The 17,468-nt window shown below is 65.1% G+C and carries 14 protein-coding genes; 6 read left to right on the plus strand and 8 right to left on the minus strand.

The features are described 5' to 3' along the window. A partial coding sequence (locus tag RT460_RS18045; RefSeq protein ID WP_313320982.1) for a glutamate synthase-related protein occupies nucleotides 1-1,136 on the plus strand: 1,136 nt, incomplete at its 5' end. 95 nt (nucleotides 1,137-1,231) lie between these two features. Then, on the plus strand, nucleotides 1,232-2,695 hold the full coding sequence (locus RT460_RS18050; protein ID WP_313320984.1) for an FAD-dependent oxidoreductase: 1,464 nt from the start codon (nucleotides 1,232-1,234) through the stop codon (nucleotides 2,693-2,695). 270 nt (nucleotides 2,696-2,965) lie between these two features. Here RT460_RS18050 and RT460_RS18055 read toward each other — a convergent pair whose 3' ends face one another. The 3 genes from RT460_RS18055 to ttcA form a co-directional block, all read right to left on the minus strand. Next, nucleotides 2,966-3,760, minus strand: coding sequence for a SprT family zinc-dependent metalloprotease (locus tag RT460_RS18055; protein ID WP_313320985.1), 795 nt, complete (start codon nucleotides 3,758-3,760; stop codon nucleotides 2,966-2,968). A gap of 53 nt (nucleotides 3,761-3,813) precedes the next feature. Continuing rightward, entirely contained in the window at nucleotides 3,814-4,722 is a 909-nt protein-coding gene (locus tag RT460_RS18060) for a recombination-associated protein RdgC (protein WP_313320987.1), read from the minus strand. A 121-nt stretch (nucleotides 4,723-4,843) separates the two neighbouring features. Continuing rightward, nucleotides 4,844-5,782: a tRNA 2-thiocytidine(32) synthetase TtcA gene (gene ttcA / locus RT460_RS18065; RefSeq protein WP_313320988.1), complete on the minus strand. Its 939-nt coding sequence runs from the start codon at nucleotides 5,780-5,782 to the stop codon at nucleotides 4,844-4,846. 59 nt (nucleotides 5,783-5,841) lie between these two features. On the opposite strand from ttcA, the gene RT460_RS18070 reads away from it, so the two are divergent. Genes RT460_RS18070 through RT460_RS18085 form a run of 4 tightly spaced genes read left to right on the plus strand, consistent with a single transcriptional unit; the run spans nucleotide 5,842 to nucleotide 10,308 of the window. Beyond that, on the plus strand, nucleotides 5,842-8,451 hold the full coding sequence (locus RT460_RS18070; protein ID WP_313320990.1) for a TonB-dependent receptor: 2,610 nt from the start codon (nucleotides 5,842-5,844) through the stop codon (nucleotides 8,449-8,451). Further along, on the plus strand, nucleotides 8,451-9,920 hold the full coding sequence (locus RT460_RS18075) for a CehA/McbA family metallohydrolase (protein WP_313320992.1): 1,470 nt from the start codon (nucleotides 8,451-8,453) through the stop codon (nucleotides 9,918-9,920). Before RT460_RS18070 ends, RT460_RS18075 begins: the two co-directional genes overlap by 1 nt. A 17-nt stretch (nucleotides 9,921-9,937) precedes the next feature. Beyond that, complete coding sequence (locus RT460_RS18080) at nucleotides 9,938-10,144, plus strand: DUF465 domain-containing protein (RefSeq protein WP_313320994.1); 207 nt, start codon at nucleotides 9,938-9,940, stop codon at nucleotides 10,142-10,144. Continuing rightward, the gene (locus RT460_RS18085) at nucleotides 10,141-10,308 is read left to right on the plus strand and encodes a hypothetical protein (RefSeq protein WP_313320996.1); all 168 of its coding nucleotides are present in this window, start codon (nucleotides 10,141-10,143) and stop codon (nucleotides 10,306-10,308) included. Before RT460_RS18080 ends, RT460_RS18085 begins: the two co-directional genes overlap by 4 nt. A 120-nt stretch (nucleotides 10,309-10,428) precedes the next feature. Here RT460_RS18085 and RT460_RS18090 read toward each other — a convergent pair whose 3' ends face one another. The 5 genes from RT460_RS18090 to RT460_RS18110 form a co-directional block, all read right to left on the minus strand. Then, the gene (locus RT460_RS18090) at nucleotides 10,429-11,526 is read right to left on the minus strand and encodes a hypothetical protein (RefSeq protein ID WP_313320998.1); all 1,098 of its coding nucleotides are present in this window, start codon (nucleotides 11,524-11,526) and stop codon (nucleotides 10,429-10,431) included. Nucleotides 11,527-11,757: 231 nt separating this feature from the next. Next, nucleotides 11,758-14,388 (minus strand): glycerol-3-phosphate 1-O-acyltransferase PlsB, encoded by a 2,631-nt coding sequence (gene plsB, locus RT460_RS18095; RefSeq protein ID WP_313321000.1) that lies wholly within the window; start codon nucleotides 14,386-14,388, stop codon nucleotides 11,758-11,760. 8 nt (nucleotides 14,389-14,396) lie between these two features. Further along, on the minus strand, nucleotides 14,397-15,371 hold the full coding sequence (locus RT460_RS18100) for a hypothetical protein (protein WP_313321002.1): 975 nt from the start codon (nucleotides 15,369-15,371) through the stop codon (nucleotides 14,397-14,399). 371 nt (nucleotides 15,372-15,742) lie between these two features. Further along, nucleotides 15,743-16,462 (minus strand): orotidine-5'-phosphate decarboxylase, encoded by a 720-nt coding sequence (pyrF, locus tag RT460_RS18105; protein ID WP_313321004.1) that lies wholly within the window; start codon nucleotides 16,460-16,462, stop codon nucleotides 15,743-15,745. Beyond that, on the minus strand, nucleotides 16,459-17,361 hold the full coding sequence (locus RT460_RS18110; protein WP_313321006.1) for an HAD family acid phosphatase: 903 nt from the start codon (nucleotides 17,359-17,361) through the stop codon (nucleotides 16,459-16,461). The genes pyrF and RT460_RS18110 overlap by 4 nt, the downstream gene beginning before the upstream one ends. Nucleotides 17,362-17,468 lie beyond the last annotated feature (107 nt).

A 17,468-nucleotide genomic window follows, 5' to 3' on the forward strand; every position in this document is an offset into this window, starting at 1 on the left:
TGGGCTGCAAGTACCTGCGCATCTGCCACCTCAACAACTGCGCCACCGGCGTGGCTACCCAGGACGAGCGCCTGCGTGCCGGCTACTTCACCGGCCTGCCGGAGCGCGTGGAGAACTTCTTCCGCCTGCTGGCCGAGGAAGTGCGCGAATGGCTGTCGTATCTGGGCGCGCGGTCGCTGGATGAAATCGTCGGCCGCACCGACCTGCTGCAGCAGTTGGACGTGTCGCCACGCGACGGCGTCAAGGTCGACCTGTCGCGTCTGCTGGCGCCCGCGCATTACGACGGCGCGCATTGCGCCGCACAGCGCCTGTACCAGTCGCCGGACAGCCTGGCCACGCAGATGGATGACCTGCTGGCCGATGCCATCGCCCACAAGCGTGGCGGCGAGCATCGCTTCCTGATCCACAACACCGACCGCTCGGTGGGCACGCGCCTGTCCGGCACCATCGCCCGCGCGCATGGCAACCACGGCATGGACGCGGCACCACTCAACCTGCGCTTCCGCGGCACCGCCGGGCAGAGCTTTGGTGCCTTCAACGTCGGCGGCCTGAACCTGGAAGTGGAAGGTGAAGCCAACGACTATGTCGGCAAGGGCATGGCCGGTGGCCGCCTGGTGGTGCGCCCACCGCGTGGCGCCCGCTTCGAGGCGCGCAACACCGCCATCGTCGGCAACACCTGCCTGTACGGCGCGACCGGCGGCGAACTGTTTGCCGCTGGCCGTGCCGGCGAACGCTTCGGCGTACGCAACTCCGGCGCGCTGGCGGTGATCGAAGGTGCCGGTGACCACTGCTGCGAATACATGACCGACGGCGTGGTCGCGGTGCTGGGCAAGGTTGGCCTGAACTTCGGTGCCGGCTTTACCGGTGGCCTGGCCTACGTGCTGGATATCGATCGCGATTTCGTCGACCGCTACAACCACGAACTGATCGACATCCATCGCATCTCGGCCGAAGGCTTCGAGAACTATCGCCAACACCTGCACAGCCTGATCGGCCGCCACCGCGAGTTGACCGGCAGCATCTGGGCGCAGCAGATCCTGGATGAGTTCCGCGATTACGTCGGCAAGTTCTGGCTGGTCAAACCCAAGGCCGCCAGCATTGAATCGCTGGCCGAAGCGCTGCGCAGCGCAGCCTAAGGCCAGGAACCAGTGAAGAGAAAACAGAAGCGAGTATTTGCTTCTGCCTTCACTGATTCCTGGTTCCTACCTACTAGTTTCTGAGCCTTAAAACCATGAGCCGCAAGCAAGCCTTCCAGTTCCTCGATCTGCCCCGCACCATGCCGCAGCGCATTCCGGTGGAGTTGCGCACGTCCGGCGATTGGGGCGAGCTGTACGGCAAGTTCGACAAAACCGATGCGCAGTACCAGGCCGGTCGTTGCCTGGATTGCGGCAACCCCTACTGCAGCTGGAAGTGCCCTGTGCACAACGCCATCCCGCAGTGGCTGCAGCTGGTGCAGGAAGACCGCATCCACGAAGCGGCAACGCTCTGTCATTCGACCAACCCACTGCCCGAAGTCTGTGGCCGCGTCTGCCCGCAGGACCGCCTGTGCGAAGGCAGCTGCACGCTGGAGGAATTCGGCGCGGTCACCATTGGTGCGGTGGAGAAGTACATCGTCGACACCGCCCTGGCTACCGGCTGGAAGCCGGACCTGATCGCGGTCGAGAGCACTGGCAAGCGCGTGGCCATAGTCGGCGCGGGCCCGGCAGGTTTGGCGTGTGCCGATCGACTGGCCCGTGCCGGCGTGCAGGCGGTGGTGTTCGATCGCTACGAACAGATTGGTGGTCTGCTGCAGTTCGGCATCCCCAGCTTCAAGCTTGAAAAGGACGTGATCCAGCGCCGCCGGGAGATTCTCGAGGGCATGGGCGTTGAGTTCCGTCTGGGCGTGGAGATCGGTCGCGATATCAGCATCGAACAACTGCAGGCCGATTACGACGCGGTGTTCCTCGGCACCGGCGCCTACCGCTACACCGACGGCGGCCTGATCGGCCAGGACCTGAAGAATGTGCTGCCGGCGCTGCCCTTCCTGGTACAGAACAGCCGCATCGTTGGCGGCAATGACCCGCAGGGCCGTCCGATTGCCGGCTGGGAAGACCAGATCGCCCTGCCCGACCTCAACGGCAAGCGCGTGGTGGTGCTGGGCGGCGGCGACACCGGCATGGACTGCGTGCGCAGCGCGATCCGCCTGGGTGCGGCAAAGGTGACCTGCGCCTACCGCCGCGATGAAGCCAACATGCCGGGCTCGGCCCGCGAAGTGGCCAATGCCCGCGAAGAAGGCGTGCGCTTCCTGTTCAACCGCCAGCCGCTGGCGATTGAAGCCGGTGCGGACGATGAAGTGATCGGCGTGACCGTGGTCGAGACCGCGTTGAGCGCTCCGGATGCCAATGGTCGTCGCAATGCAGTGGCCATTGAAGGCAGCGAATCGCTGTTGGAAGCGGACGTAGTGATCATCGCCTTCGGTTTCTCACCGAGCTTGCCCGAATGGCTGGCATCGCAGGGCGTGGAGGCCAGCAACAATGGCCGCATCATCGCCGGTGGCGCCAACCGCCTGCCGTTCCAGACCCACAACCCCAAGCTGTTCGCCGGTGGCGACGTGGTGCGCGGTGCGGATCTGGTGGTCACGGCAGTGGCCGAAGGCCGCGATGCCGCGGCCAGCATCCTGCAGCTGATCACCCGTCAGGCAGCAGCGGCAGCATAAGTCGCGGCGCTAGAAGCACCCCTCCCCCGCCCTCCCCTTCGCTATGCGAAAGGGAGGGAGCAACAGCGGTAGTGCCGAGCCATGCTCGGCAGGGGCTTTACCCGCGAAAAGCGAACCCCTCCCCAGCCCTCCCCCTGGCTTCGCCAAAGGGAGAAGGCGTGGTACCGCGCCATGCCCGGCAATTCCGTAGCCCGGGTAAGCGCAGCGCACCCGGGGCTGTTCACGCACTGTCCGGACGCTGCACCGCGCTCGCCCGTGCTACAGGAACCCTCAAGCCGGCTGCGCGCGCAACAACTGATGCAAGGTGCTCTTCAGCCTGCGGCCTTCCTCACGCAGGTAGTCACGCTCATCGCGCCATGCGGGAAAACGTGCCTCGACCTCCGCCCAGAACGCGGGCGAATGATTTGCCTGCAGCAGATGGCAGAGCTCGTGCACCAACACGTACTCGAACGCCGACGGGCGCGCCAACACCAACGCCAAATCCAATGCCATCGATCCATCAGGCGCCAGCGATCCCCATTGCGAGGACATCACCTTGGGCCGCAACCGCGTCGGTGCGCGGCCCAGGCCCGGCAGGTAGCGCGGCAGCCACTGCCCGACATCGGCGCGCACCTGCACTTCATAGAACTCACGCAGCGCGCGCCGTAATGCAGGTTCACCTGCGCGTGCGGGCAGCTCAATGCTCACCGCATCCGCTGTCGCCTCGATCCGGGCAAAGCGTCCTTCCTGCCATTGCACCGGCAACAACGCCCCGCGCAATGGCAGCACGCCGGGCTGACGCAGTTGCAGCGCAGGTGCCAGCAGCCCGTCGCCGCCCAGTCGCGCCAGCTGCTGCTGCAACCATTGCCGGTTGGCCTGCAGGAAGCGTTCGCCCGATACCAGGCTGGCGCGCAGCGGCATCGTCAATCGTGCGCCGCGCTCGTCGACACTGAGTTTCAACCTGCGTGCACGCGGGTCGCGCACGCGCAGTACTTCGATTTCCGCATCGTCCAGACGCAAGCGCACCGTGTCGCGCTGGATCACCGGCGCGGCAGGCGTAATCAGACGACGGAACAAACTGGCCATATGCCCAGCATAGTCCCTACCCGGTTACGAAACCGGGTAGGTCAGCAACGGGTTCAGCTGTCAGCCTTGCTCAGCTTGAAGGCCTGCTCCAGCAGCAGGAAAAGCCGGCGGATTTCGCCGCTCTGCAAGGCAAAGCGTGCATCCAGTTCGGCACGGCGGCCTTCCTCGTCGATGTGCTCAAGCTGGTCCAGCGCGCCATCCAGGAACTTCAGCTTGCGCACGATCAGGTCGTCGCCCAGCACGAAGGAAAGATTGTCCTCGAACACCAGCGCAAGCTTGGTGACCTGCTTGCCTGCGTCCAGGTGCTTGTCGATCTCGTCGCAGCGCAGTTCCTGGTGTTGGCACTTGACCACCGCGCCGCCTTCGGCCGGATCCTTCATCTCGCATTCTTCACCCAGGCTCAGGCCTTCGGGCAGCGGCTCGCCAGCGATCCATGCGGTCAGGATCGAACGCGGTGCGACTTCGGCGTTCAGCGGCATCGCAGGGAAGCTGCCGAGCATGCCGCGGATGTCGCTCATCACGTTCTCGCCGGTCTTGCGGCTGGAGCTGTCGACGGCCACGTAGCCATGCTGCAGGTCCAGGAAGGCGTCGGTACGCGAGCTTTTGACGAAGGCACGCGGCAGCAGCTCGTGCAGCAGGTCGTCCTTCAGGCGCTTGCGCTCGCGGCCACCAGGCTTGCGGCCTTCCTTCTCTTCGATCTCTTCCAGCTTGCGCGCCAGCAGGTCGTTGACCACCACGCTGGGCAGGATCTTGTCTTCACCGCCTACGGTCAGCCACAGCGCATCACCGATGCGGTGCGAAAACTGGCTCCTTTCTTCGCGACCGAACGGCGAGATGAAACCACGCGACGTCATTTCCAGCGCGCCGACCGGCTTGAGCACCACCTGCGGCAGCAGCGTGTCGACCTCGGAAAAATCAATGGAAGTAGGGAAACGGAACAGCGTGAGGTTCTTGAAAAACATGGATGTCCTATTTCGAATTCAGAGTCCGGGGCGGCCTTCTCGCAGTGGAGAAAGCGGCCCGTCGAGCGGATGTGGATGAGGCCTGCCAACGTGCTTCAGATCAGCACGATAGTACCCACCCTCATCCCAACCCTTCCCCTGCTGGAGGAAAGGCTTCTTGATCGTCCTGTCTGTCACCGCCCGCCAACCACGCGTGGGCATCGGGCAGCTGTGCGTCGTCACGGCGGCCCAGCGCCATGAAGTCGAACAGCTTGGGGTCAGCCAGCTGCGAAGGACGGATGTCACCCAGCGCGCGCGAGATCTGCTCGATGCGGCCGGGGCTGTCCTTCTCCCATTGCTTCATCATCAAGCCGACCTGCTTGCGCTGCAGGTTTTCCTGGCTGCCGCACAGGTTGCACGGAATGATCGGGAACTGGCGCGTGGTGGCGTAGTCGATGATGTCCGTCTCGCGCACATAGGCCAGCGGGCGGATCACTACATGCTTGCCGTCATCACTGCGCAGCTTGGGCGGCATGCCGGAGATCTTGGAATGGTGGAACAGGTTCATGAAGAACGTGGCCACCATGTCATCGCGGTGGTGGCCCAGCGCGATCTTGGTGAAGCCATTGGCTTCGGCATAGGTGTACAACGAGCCACGGCGCATGCGTGAGCACAGCGAGCACATGGTCTTGCCTTCCGGGATCACCCGGCTGACCACCGAATAGGTGTCCTGTTCGATGATGTGATACGGCACGCCGATCGATGCCAGGTATTCGGGCAGCACGTGTTCAGGGAAGCCTGGCTGCTTCTGGTCCAGGTTGACCGCCACCAGCTCGAACGGCACCGGTGCCTTCTTCTGCAGCTGCAGCAGGATGTCCAGCAAGGTATAGCTGTCCTTGCCGCCGGACAGGCAGACCATCACCTTGTCGCCGGCCTCGATCATGCCGAAGTCGGCAATGGCCTGACCTACCTGACGGCGCAGGCGTTTGTTGAGTTTCTGGTGTTCGCGTTCGGCCACGCGCGGATCGCGGGCCCGCGGTGCGGGATCGGGCAGGGGAATGACGGCGCTCATTGCCTGCATTCTACCGGCTGGGCCCGCGCGCGGCAGCCGCATCGCAGTACAGCTTGCACAAAAGCGTAATGGCCACGTCACCCCGCGCTGACAGCATCGCTGGCTCCTACCGTTCAGCCTTTGATCCCGTCGTGCTCGATAACCGCCTTGCCTCTGCCGTCTGCCGTGCGTTGTTGCTGTCTTCCGCCCTCGCCCCGGCCACCGTGCTTGCCCAGGATGTGGCCAGTTCCTCCACCACCGCCGCCAAGGACCTGGATACGGTCGTGGTCACCGGCCGCAGTGGCACCGGCCTTCGTACCAAGGCCGAGACCAGCTACTCGGTCACCAACATCGAGGAAGAACAACTGCGCATGCAGGCGCCCACCAGCGTTACCGAGGCCTTGAAGTCGGTGCCGGGCTTCTGGGTGGAAGCGTCCGGCGGCGAAGCCAGTGGCAACATCCGCGCGCGCGGCATCCCGGTCGATGGCTTCGGCTCGGTCACCCTGCTGGAGGATGGCATTCCGGTGGTGCATGACCCGGCGTTGGGCTACCTGAACGGCGATCAGGCCTTCCGCCTGGACGAAACCATCGAACGCATCGAGGTGGTGCGTGGTGGCCCGGCCTCGGTGATGTATTCCAACGCACCGGCCGGTGCGATCAACTTCATTCCGCGCCAGGTCAGCGAGGAAGCCAGCGGCGTGTTCAAGTACACCGTCGGCGACAGTGGCCTGAACCGCCTGGACTTCGCCTATGGCAGCCCGCTGGCCAATGGCTGGAAGTTGCTGCTGGGTGGTTTCTACCGGGTCGAGGAGGGGGTGCGCGATCCCGGATTCAACGGCAACGATGGTGGCCAGTTCCGCCTGAACCTGGCCAAGGAGTTCGAAGGCGGCCGCTTCAGCGTCGACGCCAAGCACATGGATGACCGCGTGGCCCTGTATCTGGGCATCCCGATGTATACCAACGGCAATGGCGACATCCGCGCGGTACCCGGCTTCGACGGCAACCACGGCACGTTGGCCGGTCCGGAAACCCGACACCTGACCATGAAGACCGCCGATGGTCGGGGTTGGGACTTCGACAACAGCGAAGGCACCCACGTAAAGCGCGACCAGCTCACGCTCAAGCTGGAAACGGAATTGGGCGGCGATTGGGAACTGTCGCAATCGGCGCGCTTCAGCAAGACCGACACCATCCGCAACGGCGTGTTCCCGAACACGCTGACCCCCGCCGCCAGCTTCCTTGACGGGCAGAAGAGCCTGCTCGCATCGGTGCCAGGTGCCACCGCGCTGGGCCTGCGCTATGTCAACGGCAGCGGTGGCTTCGACACCGCCTCACAGAACGGCAACGGGCTGCTGGTGATCGGTGGCTTGCGCGGGCTGGACATCCCGGTGCGCGAGTTCGTCAACGACACCCGCCTGATGCGCAGCTTCGCGCTCGGTGGGCAACAGCACAACCTCACCCTCGGCTACTACCTGGCCTCGACCAAGGAGGACTACACCCGCTACTCCTCCTCCGTGCTGATGGATGCAAGCAACAATGCCAGCCTGCTGGACCTGGTCGCGCTGGATGCCAATGGCCAGGTGCTGGACACGCTCAGCGACAACGGCGTGTGGCGCTATGGCTACGAATGGAACAATGCCTCCGGCGAGCAGAAGACGCATGCGTTCTACGTCAGCGACGAGTGGCAGGTGAACGACAAGCTGCGCATCGACAGCGGCCTGCGCTGGGAGAAAGCCAGCAGCAGCGGCTGGAACGAAGTGCGTCGCAGCGTCGACGGCGGCACCTTGGCCACCTCGCAGATGCTGACCGGCTCGGGCATGTACGTGCACCACGACCTGAGTTCGGATGACCTGGGCTGGTCGATCGGTGCCAATTGGCAGTTCAGCGACAGCATGGGCCTGTTCGGGCGTTGGACCTCGGCCTTCCGCCTGCCAAGCCTGGGCAACTACATCACCCGCAACGACAACTGCGACGCAACCTCGGCCGAAACCGTGGCCGCCTGCGCTGCAGCCAACGGCAAGGCCGCCGACACCCAGACCATGGACCTGGCCGAGATCGGCTTCAAGTTCGCCAACCCCCTGTTCAGCGCCTACGCTACCGCCTTCTACACCAAGTACGACAACGTCGGCTTCAGCAACTACAGCTTCAACCCGAACACCGGCGTGTCCACGCGCGAAGCAGGCTATGCCAGCACCCGGACCTTCGGGCTGGAACTGGAGACGGCGTGGTATCCCACTGACTGGTTCGACCTGAAGCTCAACGCCACCTGGCAGGATGCGCAGTACCGCGACCTGCGCTACAGCGAGCTGGTCAACGGTGCACCGGTGCTGCGCGACTTCGTCGGCAACCAGCTGATCCGCGTACCGGAACTTGGCGCGCGCGTGGTGGCAGGCGTCAACCTGCTCGACCAGCGCCTGCGCCTGCAGGCCGCCGCCGAGCACCAGGGCGAACGCTATGTGGACACCGCCAACTCGGTGCGGCTGCCGTCCTACCAGCTGCTCAACCTCAGTGCACGCTACGCGCTGACCGACCGCTTCTCGGTCTACGGCTACATCGACAATGTCACCAACTCCCTGGGCCTGACCGAAGGCAATCCGCGGGCCGGTGAACTGGCCAGCAGCGATGCCGGTGCCAGCGCCTTCATCGCGCGGCCGCTGCTGGGCCGCAATTACCGTTTGGCCGTGATGTACCAGTTCTGATGCGCGCCCTGTTGCCGATGCTGCTGGCGGCGCTTGCCGCCAGCACGTGTGCCCACGCCGCGCAGACCCTGCACCTGCAGGGCACGCTGACCGGCAAGGACCACCAGCACTACCTGGAACTGCCGTTCACGGTGCCCGACGGCACCGGCAGGGTCGATGTCACCCTGCAACACGACGGCGGCGATGAGCGCACCGTCGTCGACCTCGGCCTGCTGGACGCGCAGGGCTTCCGCGGCTGGAGCGGGGGTTCACGCCGCGCGATCAGCGTGTCCCGGTATGACGCAAGTGGTGGCTACCTTCCCGGTGCAATGCCCGCCGGGCAATGGAAGGTGTTGCTGGGCGTACCCAACATCCGTGCCCGCGTTCAAACCCCCTACAACGTCAGCGTGACCCTGTGGAGCGAAGACGAAGTGCAGGCCGGCCGTGACCGTAAGCCGCTGGTGCTGCGCGATGAAGCAGCGTGGTATCGCGGCGATCTGCACATGCACAGTACCCACAGCGACGGCAGCTGCAGCAGCCAGCAGGGCAACAAGGTCGCTTGCCCGCTGTTCCTGAGCCTGCAGGCCGCGGTGCGGCAAGGGCTGGATTTCGTCGCGGTCACCGAGCACAACACGATCTCGCACCTGGACGAACTGGCCCGGCACCAACCCTGGTTCGATCGTCTGCTGCTGATCCCGGGCATGGAGGTCACCACCTTCCAGGGCCACGCCAATGTGTTCGGGGTGAACGGTCCGCTGCCCTTCCGACTGGGGGATACCCTGCCCGACTGGAACCCGCTGCTGCGCGAGGTCAACAACAGCGGCGCCCTGCTCTCCATCAACCACCCGGCACTGCCCTCGGGCGAGGACTGCATGGGCTGCGGCTGGACACCGGCCAGGCCCGTGGACATGGCCGCTGTGGGCGCGGTGGAAGTGGTCAATGCCAGGCAAGCCGATGGCCCCCGTTCGGGCGTGGGCTTCTGGGAGCAGCAACTGCAGCAGGGCCGGCGCATGACCGCCATCGGTGGCAGCGACAGCCACAACCCGGGCGCAGCCGATGGCCCATCGCCAATCGGCCTGCCGGCCACCCTGGTGCATGCCAGCGCGCTGTCCCGGGAAGCGATCCTGGCGGCAATCCGCCAAGGCCGGGTGGTCGTGGACGTGGACAACGTCGCTGCCAGTGGCCTGGAGCTGTGGTTGCAGGGCGATGCCGGCACGCGGGCCGAAATGGGGCAGCAGCTGGATCTGCCTGCGGGGCAATGGGCCACGCTGCATACGCAACTGGACTATCCCCGCAGGCTGAAGATCGAATTCGTCGTGGATGGCCGTCGCTATCCGACCACCGTGGAGGTCGACGCAAACGGCAGCCAACGGGCCAGCCTGCGCTGGCGCTCGGACGGCCAACGGCACTGGCTACGGGTTGACGCACGCGATGCCGACGGCAGCCTGCGAATGCTGGGCAACCCGGTATACGTGAACTGGCCGCAATGACCGGCTAAGCTGGTGACATGCCCACCCTGCCGCCAGCTGACGAACTGCACCAGCGCATTGCCGAGCTGCGCGCTGAACACCGTGGCCTGGACGAGCAGATCGCTCGCCTGGCCGCCAATCCGGATGATGACCTGGAAGCCAAGCGCCTGAAGCGGCGCAAGCTGCAGCTCAAGGACTGCATCTTCAAGCTGGAGTGCATGCTGATACCGGACGAGCCTGCATGAGCCTGGCGCTGCTGCGTGACCTGCAGCAGCTCTGGATGCAGCGCTACTGGCGCGCTGCCATCATCGTTGTCATTGCCAGCGCGGTCGGCGTCGCCGCGCTGGGTGGCTTTGGCGCCGCCACTTCCAAGGCCGGGACGCCCGGCCCAGAAGCGAAATTCCGCTGACGCCCAGCATCACCTGCAGCTGCGAAGCGGCTTCAAAGCCTTCAACGCGTAACCGCCACCGACAACCATGCATCCTGATCGCAACGGCAACCCGGTTGCTTGGCAGCCGATCCCGAATGGCTACCTGCTGTCTGCGTCCGGCAACAGGACGCTATCGAAGAACGCGGGCTGCAGCCGGTAGCCAACCGCCCGGGAAAGATGGAATGAACGGGTGAACGCCTCCACCTCGCGCAGTGAGGGTCGATCGAATATTGCGCCATCACCCCGCTCCGCACTGGCCTGGGTGAAAGCCGGTGCTTCCACAATCTGCTTTGCATCGGGCAATTCCGAGGAAAGCATGGCCTTCAGCAAGCGGCCGACTTCGGCAGCGTTGTCCTGCACTGCCTGGTTCTGCAGGGCGCACTGGTCATCGGTCCAATAGATTGCCCGCCGCATCGGCTCGGTAGCGTCGGTCCATTCGTCCTCCTTCGCTTCGCGCATGATCCTGCCATGTCGGCGCAATGCATCCACTGCCCGCTGGCGTTCTTGCCGGTCGGCATTGTGGCCGGCAGCATTCACCTTGGCGATCAAGGCACTGTTGCCACTGTCTGCATATGCCTGCTCTGCGGTACGAAGCAACAGAGCGGTGTCACGCTCGGTTTTCGCCGGCAGGATCAACGGCGAAGAACCCGACATCAGTACATTGGCCCAACGCGGGGACTTCTGTGATTTGCCTTTCGCGTCCGCTGGCCCCCAGCCGGTGACCACCACGGAAGTAAGCACGGCGCTCAGACCGGGGGTAAAGCTTGTGCTGTACTGCAGGACCAGCCGCTCGCCCCGGGCTGTGACAACGTCTTCGAGATCACGCCTTTCCAGTACACCCGTCTGCGCGACCGTGGTGATGTTGGACTGGCGCAAGGCTTCCTGCAGCGCATTACGCACGGGGGCATCCGCATCCGAGGTGCATTTGCCAGCCTGCAACCAACGCCAGCTGTCTTCGGCTTGCTGGACCGCAACCTCGGCTTCTGACGCATTGATCAGCAAATTCGCGACCAACGCACCTGCAACATTGACGCCTACGCTCTGCGCCATGTTCATGCCCTGGTAGGGCCCACCAATCACGGAAGGAGTTTTGAGGAAGCGGTATGCCACCTGCGGGCGCACGGTAAGTTGATGGGAAACCAGATACAACGGCACCGCACGGGCCGCCTCCATATCCCCATCTGAAAATGCAGGCAAGGCGTCGGCAGCCTTGGCTTGGTTCCCACACGCCAACGTCACGGCGATTGCCATGACCAACCCTGGAATACGCATGCTGTTGCCCGCCCCTGTGTGTTGAGGCGGAGTATTCCCGGTTTGCAGACGGCTCTCAAGCTCCGTATCCGGTTTTAGCCCAAGGCGATGATCCGCCTGTGCCGCACGTCCGCAACGGCGACCCGGGACGGCAGAAACTGCCGTCCCGTCAGATGATCACTGTTCGCCAGCCGCCACCGATTCCGGCTTCACCGCTTCCGGGCTGACCCTCTCGATGGTGTGGCGCAGCTCGCGGCCGAGGATGAACTTGGCGTCCTTGGCCCAGGCGTCCAGGCGTTCGTCGAACAACAGCTTGCTGTTCTCGTCGGGCCAGACCAGGCGCAGCTCGCGCATCTTCTGGATGAAGCCGCGGAACAGCGACTTGTCGAAGAACTCGGGCGCCGCCGGCGCGTACAGCAGGCTCAAGCGCTGCGCGGCCTGCTGGCAGAGGCTCTCCAGCTCCGCAGCACCCAGGGTGCCTGGGCCGTTCTTCACCAGCACCGAGATGGCGATGTAATAACGCTCGAACGCCTGCTGCAGCGAGTGGCCAATGGCACGCAGGCGGAACACCTCGTCGGTCTGGCCGGTGCTGCGTGCCAGCATGCCGCCGTCGTCCTCGCCTACATGCTGCAACAGGCCTTCGCGCACGAACACGGCGATGGTCTGGTCGATGCGCGCGGCGAACTCGTCCTCGGTCCATGGCAGGAACAGCTCCTGCTGCAGGAACGGGTACAAACCACGGCCCAAGCGCAGCAGGCCGCCCCGGCTCATACGGCGGTTGTTCTGGAAACAACAGGCCACCCACGAGGAGGCCGTGAACAGGTGCACCACGTTGTTGCGGAAATAGCTCAGCAGCACGGCGGTGTCGCCGCTGACGCTGAGCACATCGCCCAGCGGGTGCTTGATGCGGGTGAGGACGTTGATTTCCTCGGCGTGGGCGATGATGCGCTCGGGCGAATGCGGGGTGACCGTGACCCGGTCGGAGTACGGCATTTCCACCAGCAGCTTCTTGCTCAGCTCGATCTGTGCGATCAGGTCGGCCTCGCCCATCGCATGCTTGGGCGTGGACAGCAGGGCCAGCGCCAGCAGGTTGATCGGATTGACGTCGGCAGCGGCGTTGACGCGCTCCTGGATCATCTCGGCCAGAGTGTTGACGGTGCTCGACAGCCACACCGGCTTCTCGTCCTCGCCAACCGGCTGGCCGTCCCAGTCCGGTGCCTTCTCGGCCAGCACGTCGTTCAGCGCGATCGGCTCACCGAAGTTCACCACCACCTGGCCGTAGTTCTGCTTGAGCACCTTGGGGATGCCCCACAGCAGGGCCCAGATCGATTCCTTTTCCTTCGGCCGGCCGGACAGTTCGTCCAGGTAGCTGTTGCCCTCCATCAGCTTTTCATAGCCGACGTAGATGGGCTGGAACAGCACCGGCTTGCGCGGTTGGCGCAGGAAGGCACGCAGGGTCATCGAGATCATGCCGCCCTTGGGCTGCAGCAGTCGTCCGGTACGCGAGCGCCCGCCTTCGACGAAGTATTCGATCGAATAACCGCCCGCGACCAGCTGCGCCACGTACTCGCTGAGCACGGCCGAGTACAGCGCGTTGCCCTTGATCGAACGCCGGATGAAGAAGGCGCCGCCCTTGCGCAGCAAGGTGCCGACCACCGGCAGGTTGAGGTTGATGCCGGCCACGATGTGCGGCGGCACGATGCCCCGGTCGTACAGCAGGTAGCTCAGCAGCAGGTAGTCCATGTGGCTGCGGTGGCTGGGCACGTAGACGATTTCGTGGCCGGGCGCGGCTTCCTTGAACTTGTCCAGGTGGTGCACCAGCACGCCGGCGTAGATCCGGTTCCACACATGGCTGAGCAGGAAGCTGGCCGAACGCACCACCGGGGTGGAGTAATCGGCGGCAATTTCCCAGGCATAGCCCTGCGCCTTCTTCCAGGCATCGGTGGTCTTGGAGTTGTCGCGCTTGGCCTGTACGGCGATGGCTTCGCGGACCGGGTCCGACTCCAGCACCTTGTCCACCAACAGGCGACGGGTGGACAGGTCGGGGCCGATGATCGACTCGCGGATGCGACGGAAGTGGGTGCGCAGCACACGCTGCAACTTGCGCACGGTGCGTTCCGGCTCCAGCCCCTCGTCCACCGTTTCGCGCAGCGACACCGGCGGAGCGAAGCGCACGATGGTGTCGCGACCGTTGAGCAGGATTGCCAGCAGGCGACGGAAGCGGCCCACCAGTGCCCAGTTTTCCGAGAACAGCACGGCAAACCAGCCGCTCTGCTTGTCCGGGGCACGGCCGACGAAGATCGACACCGGCACCAGGTGCACATCCAGGCCGGGGTTGGCGCGGTGTGCCTGCAACAGCTTGGCCAGTGAGTCGGAGTGGGTCTTGGCGCCACGCTGCTCGGGGATCAGGGAGTTGTTGCTGGAGCGGCGCGACAGCGCCACGTAGGCACGCTTGCGCCCGGTCGGATCACCGGCCAGCGGCACCAGCGGTGACGGCAGCCCGGCGTCGCGGCAGGCCTTGTCCAGGATCAGCGCGTTGGACAGACCGTAGTCCTCCAGCACGTAGACCACGGGCCGGCCATCGTTGTGTTGGCCGGCCTGTTCGGGTTCGATCTTCAGGCCCAGCCAGGGCTCGATCAATTTGCCCAGCAGGCGCGCCCACAGCGGGCGCCGGCCGCCGGCACGGGCTTGCGGCGCACGCGCGGCAGCCCCCGGAACAATGGCAGCAGTGGGGGTGTCCGGCGCCGGGTTGGCGTCGTCCGGGGGAAGAAGATCACCCTGTTCGGGCTGGGAATTCTGTTTCGGCATCCGCGGCATTATGGCTTAGCTGCGGTTTTGGCGCTGTCCGGTGCTTGCTCCGTGCCCGATTCGGCCGGCACCGCCGCAGCGGCTGCGGCATCGATCTTTGCCTGTTCAGCCGCGGCGGCGGCAGCCAGCAGGGCGTCGGTTTCGGCCAAGGTACGGGCCAGGTACCAGTGCTGCTCGCGGCGGACCAAGGCGACCTGCAGGTCAATTTCTTTCCCCGCCAGTGGGTACTGCACGCGCACCAGCGCGTTGTCGCCCTCCTGTGCGGTCAGGCCTGTGCGCATCTGCGCCACACTCTCGTCCAAAGGCAGGCCGTAGCTGGCCAGGACCTGCTTCAACGCCGCGGCAAACGGCCCCAGCCGCTGCAAGCTGGTAGTCATGCCGGCCTGTTGGAAGCTGTCCGCAGAGCTCAGCCCGGTAGCGCGCGCCGCCGCCGTCAGTGTCGCGATGTTGGCCTTGGCCAGCTTGGGGTCGGACAGCGGTGCCGACTGCGCCCAGTCGCTCAACGCAGTTACCAGTTGCACGTAGTGGGCCCGTTCCTCAGCGCTGTAGTCGCCCTGGTGGGTGATGTACTGCACGCCGAACATACCCAGCGAATGCGCGGCCTGGCGCACCGCCGCCGACTGCCCTTCGAACTGCGCCCGGAAGGCGCGTTGCAACTTCTGCTCGGCGCCCTGCTCCGACAGCGTGGTCAGCAAGGTCGGCAGTTTTTCATCCAGCGGCAGCCCGGTGAGCGGCCAGCGGCTGTGGCCCTGCGCCCACGCCGACTCCAGCGCGGCGTATTGCGTCGGTGGCACCGAGACCCTTGCGTAGCCAGCAAGATCATTGTCGTGCAGGTACTGGGCCATCTGCCGCACCGCGGCGGCCGGCTCGGTGGCAGCACCGGGCAAGGGTTCAGTGTTGCGCTTGCAGGCCGCCAGCAGGGCTACAAGGCAGACCGAAGCCAATACGATGCGGTGGCAGCTGCGTAATGAACGGCGTTGCATGGCGGCGTCGATCCTCCCCGTAGGCCGAGCATCTTGATGCCTGCCCGGTGACAGCAGCAAGCACGGCCGTCACGTTGGGGCGGGGATTCGGGATTGGGGAGTCGGGATTCGGGATTGGGTAAAGATGGACAGCAGGAGCCCCACTCCCCAAAACGACGAGCGCGGTTGCCCACTACGAATCCCCAATCCCGACGCCCGAATCCCGGCATAAAAAAAGAGGCCGCCCCGTTGCCGGTGACAGACCCCCCAAGCCGGCGCAAGGCCGGTAGACATGTTTGACGCATCGCCGGCAGGGCCGGGGACGAGACGTAGCCTACGCGTCGGATTCAGTTAAAGCAACACTTTATAAACCTCACTGTAAGTGATTGAATTTATTTAATTGATTCCGCAATTTCGCGTTGAATCTCCAAGGCCATCGCGCGCGGATCAGGCGCAAGACGGATCGGACGGCCCACCACGATGGCATCGGCACCGTCGGCAAAGGCCTGGGCCACGCCCACGGTGCGCTGCTGGTCATCGCCTACCGGGCCGCCGGGGCGGATGCCGGGGCAGACGATGGAGAAACCCTGACCTGTAGCCGCGCGGATAGGTGCGGCCTCCTGGCCGGAAGCAATCACGCCGTCGATGCCGGCGCGCTGCGCGGCCAGCGCGCGCTCCACCACCACGTCCACCGGCTCGCGGTCGATGCCCATCTGCGCCAGGTCCGGCCGCCCCATCGAGGTCAGCACAGTCACTGCCAACAGGCGCATGTCCGAGGTATTGGCGGCGGCAGCGGCTTCCATCATCGCCGGGTGCCAGCCATGGATGGTGCAGTAACTGACCGGCCACTGCGACAGGCGACGGATCACACCGGCGAGGGTGGCCGGAATGTCAAAGAATTTCAGGTCGACGAACACGCGCTTGTCGCGTGCAGCCAGTGCGTCGAGCACGTCGAAGTACTCGCCGGAGGCCAGCAGCTCCATGCCGATCTTGTAGAACGAAACGGCATCGCCAAGCTTGTCCACCCACTCGATGGCCTCGGCCTTGCCGGCCACGTCCAGGGCGAAGATCAGGCGCTCGTCATCACGCAGCGGCAGCGGTGCGCGGCTCATCGGGCCACCTCCAGCGCTTCGCGCTTGGCGCCGTTGCGCAGGTCCGCCGGCAGCGACCAGGCATTGTTGATCGCCGCGCCTTCCCAGCCACCATAGGTGGGGTTGGGCAGGATCCACCAACGCGAGCCGATCCAGCCCTGGTACTTGTCCAGCAGCAGATCGCGCGCAGCCAGGCTGTTGTCCTCGACCTGCAGGAAGTCGGTGAACTGGTCACCCACCTGCATCAGCACGCGGTACTGCTGCGCCACCAGTTGGCGGCGGCAGCCCTTCTCGCTGCCATGCTCGGTGCAGCCCGGCACCGGCGTGCCCAGGCCCAGGTAGACGCTGTCATCGGCCACCGGCAAACCGACCTTGCGCAGGTTGTCGACGGTGGCGTCCTTCATCGCTGCGGTGCGGTTGCTGATGTAGATCATGGTCACGCCCTTGGCCGCGGCGGCTTGTGCGAACTGCACCGCGCCGGGCACCGCTTGGGCCTTGCGCTCATTGACCCAGGCTTCCCAGGTGGCATCGTTGTAGCTGCTGCCATCACGCACCAGGCGCGCCTGGTAGGGCGAGTTGTCGAGCACGGTTTCGTCCACGTCCACCACCACCGCCGGCTTCAGCTTGGCCGACTGGTGGTTGCCGCCTTCTTCCGGCAGCAGCGCGGTCCAGTTGCCGTCAGCCAATGCGGCGTCCAGCTGTGCGCCGGCCAGTTTCCAGGTCTGCAATGCACTGGCCCGATACTCCTGCGAACGCTGCACCCACAGCACGGCATTGAGGTTGTCATTGGGGGCATTGGCCGGAGCCACGACGGCGTCGGCCGGAACCGGGGCAACGCGGCTCAGCGGAGCGCTCGCGCTGCAGGCTGCCAGCGACAGCACGGTGCCGGCCAGCAGGGTAAGGGCGGGGAATCGGGACATGAAAACTACCGGGTATCTTCGAAAACCGTGCAAGTTTACCGGCTCCCGGACCGAAACCGGGGTCAGAGTCGGGAAACCGGGGTGAGCGGAAACCGGGGTCAGAGTCG

It is taken from the genome of Stenotrophomonas sp., from assembly GCF_032061965.1.
Classification (GTDB): Bacteria; Pseudomonadota; Gammaproteobacteria; order Xanthomonadales; family Xanthomonadaceae; genus Stenotrophomonas.